At 75.9% G+C, this 12864-nt stretch carries 7 protein-coding genes; 4 read left to right on the top strand and 3 right to left on the bottom strand.

Going from position 1 to position 12864, the window contains the following annotated elements; translation table 11 throughout:
* Window positions 1–24: 24 nt before the first annotated feature.
* From rbfA to OIE69_RS13210, 4 genes are all read left to right on the top strand, one after another.
* The gene (gene rbfA, locus OIE69_RS13225; RefSeq protein WP_326572182.1) at window positions 25–501 is read left to right on the top strand and encodes a 30S ribosome-binding factor RbfA; all 477 of its coding nucleotides are present in this window, start codon (window positions 25–27) and stop codon (window positions 499–501) included.
* A complete protein-coding gene (gene truB / locus OIE69_RS13220) occupies window positions 498–1379 on the top strand; it encodes a tRNA pseudouridine(55) synthase TruB (protein WP_326572181.1) in 882 nt (293 codons plus the stop codon). Before rbfA ends, truB begins: the two co-directional genes overlap by 4 nt.
* Before the next feature lie 1492 nt (window positions 1380–2871).
* Window positions 2872–6507, top strand: a complete 3636-nt coding sequence (locus OIE69_RS13215) for a serine protease (protein ID WP_326572180.1) — start codon at window positions 2872–2874, stop codon at window positions 6505–6507.
* Between the two features lie 184 nt (window positions 6508–6691).
* Complete coding sequence (locus tag OIE69_RS13210) at window positions 6692–7648, top strand: bifunctional riboflavin kinase/FAD synthetase (protein ID WP_326572179.1); 957 nt, start codon at window positions 6692–6694, stop codon at window positions 7646–7648.
* 75 nt (window positions 7649–7723) lie between these two features.
* Here OIE69_RS13210 and OIE69_RS13205 read toward each other — a convergent pair whose 3' ends face one another.
* The 3 genes from OIE69_RS13205 to eccE all read right to left on the bottom strand — a co-directional run bounded on the left by OIE69_RS13205 (window position 7724) and on the right by eccE (window position 12682).
* Entirely contained in the window at window positions 7724–10183 is a 2460-nt protein-coding gene (locus OIE69_RS13205) for an SCO5717 family growth-regulating ATPase (protein ID WP_326572178.1), read from the bottom strand.
* A 316-nt stretch (window positions 10184–10499) separates the two neighbouring features.
* Window positions 10500–11345: a hypothetical protein gene (locus tag OIE69_RS13200; RefSeq protein ID WP_326572177.1), complete on the bottom strand. Its 846-nt coding sequence runs from the start codon at window positions 11343–11345 to the stop codon at window positions 10500–10502.
* On the bottom strand, window positions 11345–12682 hold the full coding sequence (gene eccE, locus OIE69_RS13195; RefSeq protein ID WP_326572176.1) for a type VII secretion protein EccE: 1338 nt from the start codon (window positions 12680–12682) through the stop codon (window positions 11345–11347). Before eccE ends, OIE69_RS13200 begins: the two co-directional genes overlap by 1 nt.
* Window positions 12683–12864: the final 182 nt, after the last annotated feature.

The raw sequence follows: 12864 nt of genomic DNA, 5'->3' as shown, positions 1-12864 counted from the left end.
TGATGAGAAGAGAGAAGAGCACGCATGACCGACACCGCGCGGGCGCGCAAGCTGGCGGACCGCATCCGGGTCGTGGTCGCGGAGACGCTCCAGAGGCGGATCAAGGACCCGCGGCTGGGCTATGTGACGATCACGGACACCCGGGTCACCGGTGACCTGCGGGAGGCGACCGTCTTCTACACGGTCTTCGGCGACGACGAGGAGCGGGCCGCCTCGGCGGCGGCGCTGGAGAGCGCCAAGGGCGTCCTCCGCTCGGAGGTCGGACGGCAGACCGGCGTGCGCTTCACGCCCACCCTGACGTTCGTCGCCGACGCGGTCCCGGAGAACGCGCGCACGATCGAGGACCTGCTCGCCAAGGCCCGCGCGGCCGACGAGGAGGTCCGCAAGACCGCCACGGACGCCTCCTACGCCGGCGAATCCGACCCCTACCGCAAGCCTGCGGAGGACGAGGACGAGGGCGACGACGAGGGCGACGACGAGGCGGAGGACGGCGCCCGATGAAGGACGGGCTTGTCATCGTCGACAAGCCGGGCGGTATGACCTCGCACGACGTCGTGGCCCGGCTGCGCAGGCTGGCCGGGACGCGGCGCGTGGGGCACGCCGGCACGCTCGACCCCATGGCCACCGGCGTCCTCGTCATCGGCGTCGAGAAGGCCACCCGGCTGCTCGGGCACCTCGCGCTCACGCGCAAGGAGTACGAGGCGACCATCCGGCTCGGCCAGAGCACGATCACCGACGACGCGGAGGGCGAGGTCACGGCCTCGGTCCCCGCGGACGGAGTCACCCGCGAGGCCATCGACGCGGGCATCGTGCCGCTGACCGGGGACATCATGCAGGTGCCGTCGAAGGTGAGCGCGATCAAGGTCAACGGCGTCCGGTCGTACGCCCGCGTGCGCGGCGGCGAGGACTTCGAGCTTCCGGCGCGGCCGGTGACGGTGTCGGCGTTCGCGGTGCGGGACGTCCGGCACGTGCGGCACGACGGCGGTGACGTGGTCGACGTCGACGTCACCGTCGAGTGCTCGTCCGGCACGTACATCCGGGCTCTCGCCCGCGACCTGGGCGCCGGCCTCGGCGTCGGCGGCCACCTCACCGCGCTGCGGCGCACCCGTGTCGGGCCCTACGGGGCCGATCTCGCCCGCACGCTGGAGCAGCTCACGGAGGCGTTCGCGGTGCTGCCGATCGCGGAGGCCGCGGCGGCGGCGTTCCCCCGGTGGGACGTGGACGACCGCCAGGCGCGGCTGCTCGGCAACGGGGTGCGGCTGGACGCGCCCCCGTCCCTGGGGGCGGTGCCCACGGCGGTGTTCGGGCCGGAGGGGGAGTTTCTGGCGCTTGTCGAAGAGCGGGAGGGGCAGGCGAGGATTCTCGCCAATCTCCGCTGAGCCTGCGGCGCCGTTGCGGTGGGGGGCGTTCTGTGGGGCCCGGTTGCTGTGTGCGGGTCCGTTGTGGTTGCGGTTGCGGTTTCTCCCCCGCCCTCCCGCCCGATTGCCCGGCGCGGTCAGTGACCGCCTCGCGGCGTGCGTGGTGGGCCGGGGGCGGGGCCTCCGGGGCTGCACGTCCTGGACTGGGTTATTTACGTGCATGGCGGGCGGTCCATGTCCGAGCCCCGGATGCTGCACACAAATATCCCGCAGCGTCCAGAACATCCACCCTCCCCCAGCCTTCGGCCGGGGGTGCCCCCACCTCCCCCGCCCCCTCCGTATCGTGGGGCGACCAACGGCCGGTGGGGGGTGATGGGGGGCGCCCCTCCCCGCACGGTTGGGAACTGCCCCAGCAGGGGATCCTCTGGCCGCAGGCCGAGCAGGGGTGCGCGCACCCGTGGCTGGGGGCTCCTCCCGCGGGACGGCTGGCGCACCTCGCCCACGGGTGCTCGCAGGGCTTTGCCGTCACGGCGACGCCGAAGGTCGCCAGGCGGCAGATCACGGCGAGCGCCGATGTGGGGACGCACCCTGCCCTCCGGCGGGCGGCCACAACCAGGTTCAGTCTTGGGACCACACCGATCGCACCGAATCAGCCCGCCCCTGGCCGAAGGTCGAAAAGGGGCAGGAACGCGTACAAGACAACAGGCCGCTCACCTTCCGGTCCCATCCACCCCATGATCATCGCGCGAAGCCGGCGCGGGCCTCAGCCACCACCCCCAGCTACCGCTGGAGAATGGCCCCCCATGGAGCACCAGCCGGCCGTGGGCGTTCAGTGAGACGCGTGCGGCAACCCCGGACCGCTCTCTGACCCCCCCTCCGGCCGTCAGTCGCCCCGTCATACGGAGGGGGCGGGGGAGGTGGGGGCACCCCCGGCCGAAGGCTGGGGGAGGGTGGATGTTCTGGACGCTGCGGGATATTTGTGTGCAGCATCCGGGGCTCGGACATGGACCGCCCGCCATGCACGTAAATAACCCAGTCCAGGACGTGCAGCCCCGGAGGCCCCGACCCCGGCCCACCATGCACGCGCGAGGCGGTCACTGACCGCGCCGGATGGGGGTCCTCCCGGCCGAAGGCTGGGGGAGGGAGGGAGGGCGGGGGACAGCCCGCCGCAGGCGCAAACAACCCGCACACGACAACCGGGCCGCCCCGGGGCACCCGGACCGCAACGCACCCGCACACAACAACCGGGCCCCACAGAACGCACCGCGTGCACGCGGCACCCCGGACGACTTCGCGGCACAACCGTGAAGCGCGGGCCCTCCCCCCTGGCGGCCCGCGCTGCACGATCCCCCTCCCCCCGTCCCTATCCACCCCGCAAGATCGATTCACTCCAACGGGCAGGCGCTCGGAGTGAAGAGAGGGAGCGCTTGGGGGCGCTTTCGACGTGGGATCTGTTCTGTCGATCAACGGACGTCTACGGTCGAAACGGGCACTGTGGCGGGGAGGTGCGCAGATGGCGGTGCTGCCCGCCGATGTTGACACGGCGCTGGTGCGCGTTCGTGACCTGGCCGGACGGCCGCGGGGGACGGGGTTCCTCGTCGAGGCGCGGGACGGGCGCGGGACGCTCGTGACGAGCCACGAGGCCGTGGACGGCCTGGTGCGGCTCGTGCTGCACGCGCACGGGGAACAGACGACCCTCGTCGAGGCGCACGCGATCACACCGCTGCCGGAGCTGGGGCTCGCGCTCGTGGCGACGGAGGGGCTGGACGTACCGCCGTTGCCCGTGGCCGGGTTCGCGCGGAGCGCGGGGCCGGGGCGGGCGGTGCGGCTGCGCGGCGCGGCCTGGGTGGAGGCCACGATCGTGGGGACGGCGCCGGTGACGTACACCGCGACGGACCGCTTCCACCTGCTCGACGCGGCGTACGAACTCGACGGCGCGCGCGGGGACGACGAGCCGCTGCGCGCGGTCGCCTCGGGGGAGCCGGTGATCGACGCGGAGACCGGTGCCGTGCACGGTGTCGTCGTGACCGCGCTGCACGCGGGGCGGCGCGCGGGCGGATTCGCGGTGCCGCTGCGGGCGCCCGCGGAGGGCGGGGCGCTCGGGGACGCGCTGGCGCGCAACGCGGCGACCGTGCCCGTGTACGGGCCGCACCTGAACATCGCCGGGGCGCTGCAGCTGACCGCGACCTCCGTCGCATCCGCGGCCCGGCCGCGGGCCTGGCGCGAGGCCGTCGTACGCCCCGAGACGGAGGCGGAGCTGGCGCGCTTCACGGGGGAGGGGTGCGCCCCCGTGCTCGGGCTGGTGGGCGCCCCCGGCAGTGGCCGTACGACCGAGCTGGAGGCGCTGACCGCCCGGCGTGCCGCGGGCCCGGACCCGGCGCCCACAGTGTGGCTGCGGGGGGCCGAACTCCGCTCGGGGGACGCGGGTTTGAGGGAGGCCGTGGAGCGGGCGCTGGCTGCCGCGGGGCGCATCGTGCACGCCGGGACGGCGCCGGAGCGCGCACCGGCCGACGCGTCGCCCGATGCCGTCGCCCGCCTGGCGCGCGCCGCGGGGCGACCGTTGCTCGTCGTGCTGGACGCTCCCGAGGAGATGCCCCCGCTGCTCGCCCACGCACTGCCCGAGTGGACCGCGGGGACGGCGCGTTGGCTGCGGTCGGCCGGGGCGCGGCTGATCGTGGCGTGCCGTCCCGAGTACTGGGAGGAGGCCGGCGCGCTCTTCCCGCCCGGTCTGCTCCACGACGCCGGCACCCCGCCGGGTGCGCGGGCGCTGCCCGCGTGCCTCCGCCTCGGCGACCTGCCGGAGGAGCCCGCGCGGCTCGTCCGGGAGCGCCACGGACTACCCGCCGGTGCCCTCGCCGAGCAGGACGCGGCGCACCCGCTGGCGCTGCGGCTGCTGGCGGAGGTCCGGGACGCCGGCGGCGGCCTCATGGGACGGCCGGGCCGTGCGGAGGTCTTCTCGGCCCATCTGGACCTGCTGTGCCTGCGGATCGCGGGCCGCATCGCGGCCGCCACGGCCCCCGCGCGGCCGACGGAGGTACGGCGGCTGGCCGCCCGGGTCGCCGGGCAGGCGCACGAGGCGGCCCGGCGCTGCCTGGGCCCCGGGCAGGGCGAACTGGACCGGGCGTCCTTCGAGGAGCTGTTCCCGTGGCGCGCCGGCTGGGCGGCCGCGGTGCTCACGGAGGGGCTCGTGGTGCCGGCCGGCGCCGGATACCGCTTCGCTCACGAGGAGTTCGGCGACTGGCTGCAGGGCTGCCAACTCGACCTGGACGGGGCGCTGTACGCCCTCGTCCACCGCTGGTCGACCGGTGACCGGGACGGCTGTGCCGACGCCCCCGTACGGCTGCCCGCCCGGGCTGCGGCGCAGCCGCGGCACTGCGCCGTGCCGCCGGTGCCGCCCGCGCCGCCGCTCGCCCCGCCCTCCGCGCCGCGCTGCCTTCCCGTGCCGCGGCACCGCATCGGCCCGGTCGTGCAGGCGCTGCTGCTCACCGCGCGCCACTCGGGGCCGGAGACCCTCACGCGGCGGCTGCGGCAACTGGTCCTCGTGCTCGACCGCGACGCCGCCGCGACCGTCCTGCTGGACGGGGTGCCCCGGCCGCGCGGCGAGGGCGGCGACGTGGGGCGGGCCGGGGCCCGGCGCGCCGACGCGGTGTGGTGGGCCGCGCACCTGCTGGGCGAGACCCTGCTCGGGGTGCCGGACGCGACGCCCTACCGGGAGGTGCTGCGGCTGCTGGCGGAACGCGTCACCGCCCGCTCGATCGAGGCCGGGGGCTTCCACGAGGGTGCGGGGCTGGGGGAGTTCGGCCCGTGGTTCTGGCGGCGGCTGCGGCTCCCCCCGGAGGAGCGCCTGGCGCTGCTGCGGCTGCTGCTGCCCGCCGACGGCCCGCCGCGCGCAGCGGACGGCACGCGGGAGCGGTTCCTGACGGCGGCCGGCGACGTGCTGACCGGGGCGCCGCGGCCGTCGCTGCCCGCGCTGTGCGACTGGTTCACCGACGAACGGCTGCTGCAGTCCGGGCCCTGCGGCCCCCGGCCGACGGTCGCCACCGCGGCGCAGGCCCTGCTCCACACCCACCGGCGGCAGGCCGTGGACGACCTCGCCGAGGCGCTGGCCGCCACGGACCACGCCCGTGCCCGGGAACTGCTGGCGGCCCTCGCCGAGGATGAACCGTCCGCCGTGTGCCGGGCCGTCGACCGCTGGGCCCACGACGACCGGCCGGAACGGCACACCGACGCGGCCACCTACGGCCTGCTGGCCGCCCCGCACGCCGTGCTCGCCGCCGACCGCGAGCTGCTGCGCTACGCGGCCCTGGCGATCCTGGCCAGACCCGTCGACCGCGCCCTGCACGGAGCCGCGCTCGGCCTCCTGGTGCGGGATCCGGCGACCCGTTCGCTCCATCTGCGCGCCGCCCTGGACGGCTTCGCGGCGGGCGATCCACTGCTGCCGGCCGCGGCGCTCGCCGCGGCCCTGCCCACGCACCCGGAGCAGGTGCTCGCCGCCTTCCACTCCCGCCTGCGCGAACCCGGCCCCGGCGTCGCGGAGGTCCTGCGCGAGCTGGCCGAGGTGTGCACCCCGGCGCTGTCCCGCCGGGCCGCCGCCCTGGTGTGGGACCACCTCGGCCACCGCCCGGAGGACGCCCGGCACGCGGCGGCCTACCTCGACCGCCGCCTGGAGCACGGCCCGGCCGCCCGCGCGGTACTCCTTCCCCTCGTCACCGGCCTGCTGCGGGAGCATCCGCCGCAGGTGCGCAGGGTGCTGGCGTCCGTGCTGGCCGCTCCGGGCAGCCATGCCTCGCGCCCGCTGCGCCGGGAGCTGCTGGACGTCCTGCTGGACCAGGAGCGCGACCCGGACGTGCTGGACGCCCTCCTCACCGCGGCCGCCGACGGGTGCGCCCGGCGGCCGGCCCCGGCGACCCGCGACCTGGTGCACCGGGTCGGCCTCCTGCTCTGCCGTACGCCCGAGGGCGCGGCCCTCTTCGACCGGCGGCTGGTGCAGCTGGTGAGCGGGTCGCCCGGATTCGGCCGGCAGGTGCGCGGGTGGCTGGCCGCCGACGGCCTCGACGTCGCGGGCCCCGGGGCGTGGGACGCGGTCATCGGCCCCAGCGCCCGGCGCATGTGCGACCAGCTCGCCCCCGCGGAAGCGGTGGGCCTGTGACCGGCCGCGCCCGGGGCCCTGGGCGGGCCGCGGCCGGCTGCTGTGCGGGCGATGCGCCGCCGGAAGGGGCCGGGCGGGATCCGGAACGGCCCCGTCACCGGGGGCGCCGCGCCGGTGGGCTTCCCGGCATGGCAGGCTTGGACCTGCACATCGAAGAATCATCGGCGGTCGAGGAGCGGTCACTGTGCAGCGCTGGCGAGGCTTGGAGGACGTCCCCGAGGACTGGGGACGCAGCGTCGTCACCATCGGCTCGTACGACGGCGTCCACCGTGGGCACCAGCTGATCATCGGCAGGGCCGTGGAGCGCGCCCGCGAGCTGGGCGCCGCATCCGTCGTCGTCACCTTCGACCCGCACCCCAGCGAGGTCGTCCGCCCCGGCAGCCACCCGCCGCTGCTGGCGGCCCACCACCGCCGCGCCGAGCTGATGGCGGAGCTGGGCGTGGACGCGCTGCTGATCCTGCCGTTCACGACCGAGTTCTCGCAGCTCTCGCCGGGCGACTTCATCCGCACCGTGCTCGTCGACGCGCTCCACGCGCGGGCGGTCATCGAGGGCCCGAACTTCCGTTTCGGGCACAAGGCCGCCGGTGACGTGGAGTTCCTGTCCGCGATGGGGCTCAAGTACGACTACGAGGTGGACGTCGTCGACCTCTACCTGACGGGCGAGGCGGGCGGCGGCCAGCCGTTCTCCTCCACCATGACCCGCCGCCTGGTCGCCGAGGGCGACGTGGCGGGCGCGCGCGAGATCCTCGGCCGGCCGCACCGGGTCGAGGGCGTGGTCGTCCGCGGCGCCCAGCGCGGCCGCGACCTGGGCTACCCGACGGCGAACGTCGAGACGCTGCCGCACACCGCGATCCCCGCCGACGGGGTCTACGCCGGCTGGCTGCACGTGGAGGGCGAGGCCATGCCCGCGGCGATCTCCGTCGGCACCAACCCCACCTTCGACGGGACCGCCCGCACCGTCGAGGCGTACGCCATCGACCGCGTCGGGCTGGACCTGTACGGGCTGCACGTCGCCGTCGACTTCCTCGCCTACCTGCGCGGCATGGAGAAGTTCGACACGATCGACGCGCTCCTGGAGAGGATGGCCGACGACGTCAAGCGCGCCCGGGAGCTGGTCGACACCCACGACGCCACCGGGTGAGGCCGCGGCCGGAGTGCCGCCGACCGACGGGCGAGAGGGCCCGTCCCGCCACGATGGCGGGACGGGCCCTTTGCGTCACTGCTGCTGGGTCCAGCCGGGCGGGACCTGCCCCGGCGCCGGGGGCTGCTGCCCGGGCTGCGCCTCCTGCGGGGGCGGGGGCGGCTGCTGGGTCCAGCCCTGCGGCGGCGGAGGCGGCGGCGCCGGCTGCCCGTACGGCGGCTGCTGCGGCGGATAGCCGCCCTGCTGCGGGGGCATCGGCTGCTGGGGCGGGTAGGGCTGCTGCCCCTGCTGTTGCGGGTAGCCGCCCTGCTGCTGCGGCATCTGCTGCTGGGGCGGGTAGACGCCCTGCGCCTGCTGGGCGCGGACGAAGTCCTCGGCGACCAGCGACGCCAGGTGGAAGTACGCCTCCCGGGTCTTCGGCCGCATCATGTCGAGGTCGACCTCGGCGCCCGCGGCGAGGTGCTCGTCGAAGGGCACGACGAGCACGCCGCGGCAGCGGGTCTCGAAGTGCGCGACGATGTCGTCCACCTTGATCATCTTGCCGGTCTCGCGAACCCCCGAGATCACCGTGAGGCTGCGCTGCACGAGGTCGGCGTAGCCGTGCGCACCGAGCCAGTCGAGGGTCGTGCTGGCGCTGCTGGCACCGTCCACCGACGGAGTGGAGACGATGATCAGCTGGTCGGCCAGGTCGAGCACGCCGCGCATGGCGCTGTAGAGCAGACCGGTGCCGGAGTCGGTGAGGATGATCGGGTACTGCTGCCCGAGCAGGGCCACCGCACGGCGGTAGTCCTCGTCATTGAAGGTGGTGGAGACGGCCGGGTCCACGTCGTTGGCGATGATCTCCAGACCGGAGGGCGCCTGCGAGGTGAACCGCCGGATGTCCATGTAGCTGTTCAGCTGCGGGAGCGCCTGGACCAGGTCGCGGATCGTCGCGCCGGTCTCCCTGCGCACGCGGCGGCCGAGGGTGCCGGCGTCCGGGTTGGCGTCGATGGCCAGGATCTTGTCCTGGCGCTCGGACGCGAGCGTGGCCCCCAGGGCGGTGGTGGTCGTCGTCTTGCCGACGCCGCCCTTGAGGCTGATCACCGCGATCCGGTAGCAGGAGAGCACCGGGGTGCGGATCAGCTCCAGCTTGCGCTGGCGCTCCTGCTCCTCCTTCTTGGCGCCGATCTTGAAGCGCGACGGCTGGTTGTTGTTCTTGCGCGCCTTCGGCTGCTGGCGCAGCAGTCGGTCCGAGGACAGCTCCACGGCCGCGTTGTAGCCGAGCGGGGCGCCGTGCATGACGCGCTGCTGCTGCTCCGGGCCGGGGCCGCCCCAGCCGGCGGCCGTGCGCGGGTCCACGGGCGGGGTGGGCTGCTGCTGTTGGTGGGGCGGGACCGGCTGCTGGTTGTGGGGCTGGGGTTGGGGCTGCACCGGCGGCTGGGGCTGGGGCTGGGGCTGGGGTGGCTGGGGCTGGGCGTACGGGCCGGGCCCGGGCTGCGGGTAGCCGTAACCGTGCGGCGGCGCCGGGGGGTTCGCGCCGTCGGCGTAGGGCGGCATCGGCTGCTGCCCCTGCTGCGCGTACGGGCCGGGGCCGGGCGCGGGAGCCGGGGGCTGGTGCGGGCCCGGCTGCCCGTACGGCGGCATGGGCGGCTGGGGCTGCGGGGGTTGCGGCTCGGCGTGCGGGCCGGGTCCGGGCTGCGGGTAGCCGTATCCCTGCTGCGGGTACGGCGGTTGGGGCTGCGGCTGGGGAGGCTGCTGCGCGTTGGGGTCGCCCCAGGGCGCGCCCTGGTGCGGCGGCTGCGGGTAGCCGTAACCGTGCGGCGGCGGGGCCGTCTGGGGGTAGCCGTAACCGTACGGCTGCTGTGGTGCGGGCGTGCTGGGGTCGCCCCAGGGTGCGCCCTGGTGCGGCGGCTGCGGATAGCCGTACCCCTGCTGCGGCGCCTCCTGCGGGGTGGCCGGCTGGTACTCCGGCGGCAGCGGCGGCACCTGGGACTGCGGCGCCGGGGCGGGCGGCGCCGGGGTGACGGGCGGCTGGGGCTGGGCCTGCGGCTCGGACTGCTGCTCAGGGGCGGCCGCGGCCTCCGCCTCGGGCGTCCGCTCGGGTCGGGGCGGCGCGGGGTCCGGCTCCGCGGGAGTGGGCGTCGCCTCGGCCGCGACCGGTGCGGGCCCGGGATCGGCGAAGACCGCCGCCGCGGCGGCCTCGCGGGCGGTGTCGGGGGCCACCGGCGCCGGCGTTGGTGCGGGCGGCTGCTGGGGGCGCTGCGGTTCCTGCGGCGACGCCGCCTCGGCCGCGGCCGACACCGCAGGCGCCACCGGCGGACCGACCGGGGGACCGACGGGCGGGTTCACCGGAGCGGCGACCGGGGGAGCGACGGGCGGCGGCGGGCTCACCGCGGGGCCCGGGGCCGGGGGAGGCGGCGTGCCCCCTCCCGCTTGCTGCGTGTACCAGGACGGCGGCGCGTAGTCGATCTGGAACTCGCCCGTGAGGTCCGCGTCGGACTGATCCCCGTCCGGGACGGCCCCGCCCGTGCGGATGTCGTCCTGATCGCTGCTCACTGTGCCTCCTGGTCAACTGATGTACGCGCCCGGTCGTCGGAGCGGACGCGATTCCCCCGTCTCCGAGTTCCACGGCACGGCCGCGGGAACTCCGGAAGAGCCTAATCACCCGGCCCGCGGGTAGGGCAAGCGCCGCAGGCATCACGGCGGGCACGCCGTCGTCATGCCCCATTTGCCCCGCACGGGGGCAGAGCTGTCGGCGAGTTGACGCGACCGCTGCGGATCCAGGGACCCCTGTGCCCCATGCCCCGTGCCGCGGCCCGGAAACCGCCGCGGCACGAGAGCGTCCCGAACGCCCCGACGGGTCGCCCCGGGATCAGTCCACGCGCCGGGCCGGGCCGAGCAGGCCGGACTCCGCGTCGGTGGGCTGCGTCATGACGAACTGCCGGTGCTTGCGCGTGCACCACATCGTCACGTTGTCGCCGAGCGTCGGCAACGCGGTCACGTCGGCCTCCGAGAGCCCCATGATCTGGCCGATGACCTCGGCCTCCTGGGGCGAGACCCGCTGCAGCCCGACCACGTCGGCGCCGGCGAGCAACCGTGGGGCCGACGGCCCGAGGTACGGCAGCAGCGTCATGACCGACTGCCAGGACTGCGCCGCCACCCGGCTGCGCGGCGGACGGGCGCCGCAGTCACGGACGATGACCACGGGGCTGTGCACCGAGGGGCCCTGCGGGGCGATCCGCCCCACCTCGTGCACCGTCACGCACTGCTGGCCGCCGCCCGCCGCCTGCGCCATCGGCGCCCACGACTGGGGACGGGCGGTCTCCACCGCGACCCGTGCGCCCGTCGCGGCCGCGCGCAGCGCCAGCACCTGCGCCAGCCACATGCTGCCGACCAGCACCACGTCGAGCCGGGCCGGGCGGCTCAGCGCCAGCACGGCGGGCCCGCCGGCGGCGTCGATCCCGATGACGACACCGTCGTCACCGATCGGCAGGGACAGCCCGGCGAGTTGCCCGGCAGACAGGGTGTGCCGGTCGCGGCGCGGTCCGAGCAGCCCGAACGCGGCACGCAGCGTGCGCCGTCCGGCACCGGCGAGCGAGGAGCCGCGCGGGTCGGATCCCTGCGGCAGGTGCGAGGGGCGCGGTTCGGCGCCGGCGGGGAAGCCGGAGCCCGTACCGGGGCGCTGTCCGCCGAAGGCGGGAACGGTCGGAGCCGACATCAGCGGGTACCTCCCAGGGGCAGCGTGGCGAGGATGCCGGGTATCTGCTCGCGGTCCAGCCGCACCAGGCTCAGCCGGGACGCGTGCGCGTTGTCCTCCAACTGACGTCGCGCCTCGACCAGTTCGTTCTCACTGCGGCCGGTCAGCCGTACGTACCCCGACAACAGCGCGGCCCGGCCGCCACCTGGTGACAGGACCAGCGAGAAGGTGCTGGCCAGCGCGGGGGAGGAGGTCAGCAGGCCGACCAGGTCGGGCAGCGCGGTGGCGCCGGAGCCCAACTGCGGCCAGCGGCCGACCCAGTAGGTGGAGTGCCAGCGGTCGTCGCACCGCCACGCCCGCGCGCTCTCCGAGGTGCGGCGCGCCTGGCGGCTGCCGTCGAGGGCGGCGCCGCCCGTCGTGGCGAGCGGGTTCACACAACTCGACGTCGCCACGGCGGCGACGATCTCGGGCTCGGACAGCACACGGGCCTCGAGGCCGGTGCCCACCAGCCGGCTCACCAGGTGGTCGGCGGCCCGCAGCAGGGCGCGCCGCGCCCCGGCCATGCCGCCGCCCCGCGCCTGGACCGCCTCCGGGCACAGTTCGGGGTCGAGCTTGATCGCGATCCAGGTGAGCCGCAGCCCCGGCGTCCGGTTCTGCGCCTGCAGCGGCGCGTAGGAGCGCGCGGCCACCGCCTGCGGGGGCAGGTGCGGGGCGGGAGCGGGCTGGGTGTGCTGGACGACCTGCACCGACGCGAGCCGGATGTCGTCCACCGTCAGCAGGCCGTTCAGCAGGTCCAGGGGGAGCGAGCGGACGCCGCGGGCCGGACGCAGCGGCTCGTCGACCGCCTGCACCTGGACGACCGCGGTCAGGAAGGTGCCGTCGCCGACCATGCCGATCTCGCGCTGCTCGCGCTCGTCGGTGTACCCGTAGGTGCGCAGCGCCGGATCGCACTCCACGGCCGGCACAAAACCGGGGTCGGTCCCCTGCGGGACGCCGACGGCGTTGCGTCGCTGACGGGCCTTCAGCGCCCGGGCGGCGGACATCCACTCCGGCATCGGGCGGCCGCGCCGGCGCAGCAGGCCGAACAGCAGGAGCGGCACGGCGATGACCGCGGCCACGACCGGCCCGACCACCTCGTGGATCAGCCAGCCGCCCAGCAGCAGTGCGAGTGCCAGCTCGATCAGTACGAGCTGCTGCACCCGCACCGGGCCTATGCTCCCGGGCCTGCGGGTCATCACCGGCGCCGCGGCCCCCGCCCGCGCCGCGGGGGCGCCGCCCGGGGCGTCCGCGGGTGGTCCGGTGTGCTGCTGCGATGGCTCGTCGCCCGGACTGCGCCGGGAACTGGTCGCGGTGGTCATCCCCCGTACAACCCTTCTGCTACTGCCGGTACCTGTGCCGCGCGGGCGGCGTCCCGCGCCGGCCGGCGCTCGCTCGCGTCCGCTCGCCCGGCCGGCGCGGGACGCTCGGGGTGCCGCTGGCGGGCCGATCGCGCTACCCCGTACCGTACGGTGCGATCGTCACACGGCATAGTAGGGGTCCC

This window comes from Actinacidiphila glaucinigra (genome assembly GCF_035918135.1).
GTDB classification, from domain to species: Bacteria; Actinomycetota; Actinomycetes; order Streptomycetales; family Streptomycetaceae; genus Actinacidiphila; species Actinacidiphila glaucinigra.
The sequence above is the reverse complement of the archived record's forward strand: the minus strand, read 5'-3'. Positions and strand labels throughout refer to the sequence as shown.

Excerpts from the sequence above, each read along its gene's own strand:
- rbfA (WP_326572182.1), top strand. The coding sequence starts at position 25 with ATGACCGACACCGCGCGGGCGCGCAAGCTGGCGGACCGCATCCGGGTC.
- OIE69_RS13200 (WP_326572177.1), bottom strand. The coding sequence starts at position 11,345 with ATGTCGGCTCCGACCGTTCCCGCCTTCGGCGGACAGCGCCCCGGTACG.
- truB (WP_326572181.1), top strand. The coding sequence starts at position 498 with ATGAAGGACGGGCTTGTCATCGTCGACAAGCCGGGCGGTATGACCTCG.
- eccE (WP_326572176.1), bottom strand. The coding sequence starts at position 12,682 with ATGACCACCGCGACCAGTTCCCGGCGCAGTCCGGGCGACGAGCCATCG.
- OIE69_RS13215 (WP_326572180.1), top strand. The coding sequence starts at position 2,872 with ATGGCGGTGCTGCCCGCCGATGTTGACACGGCGCTGGTGCGCGTTCGT.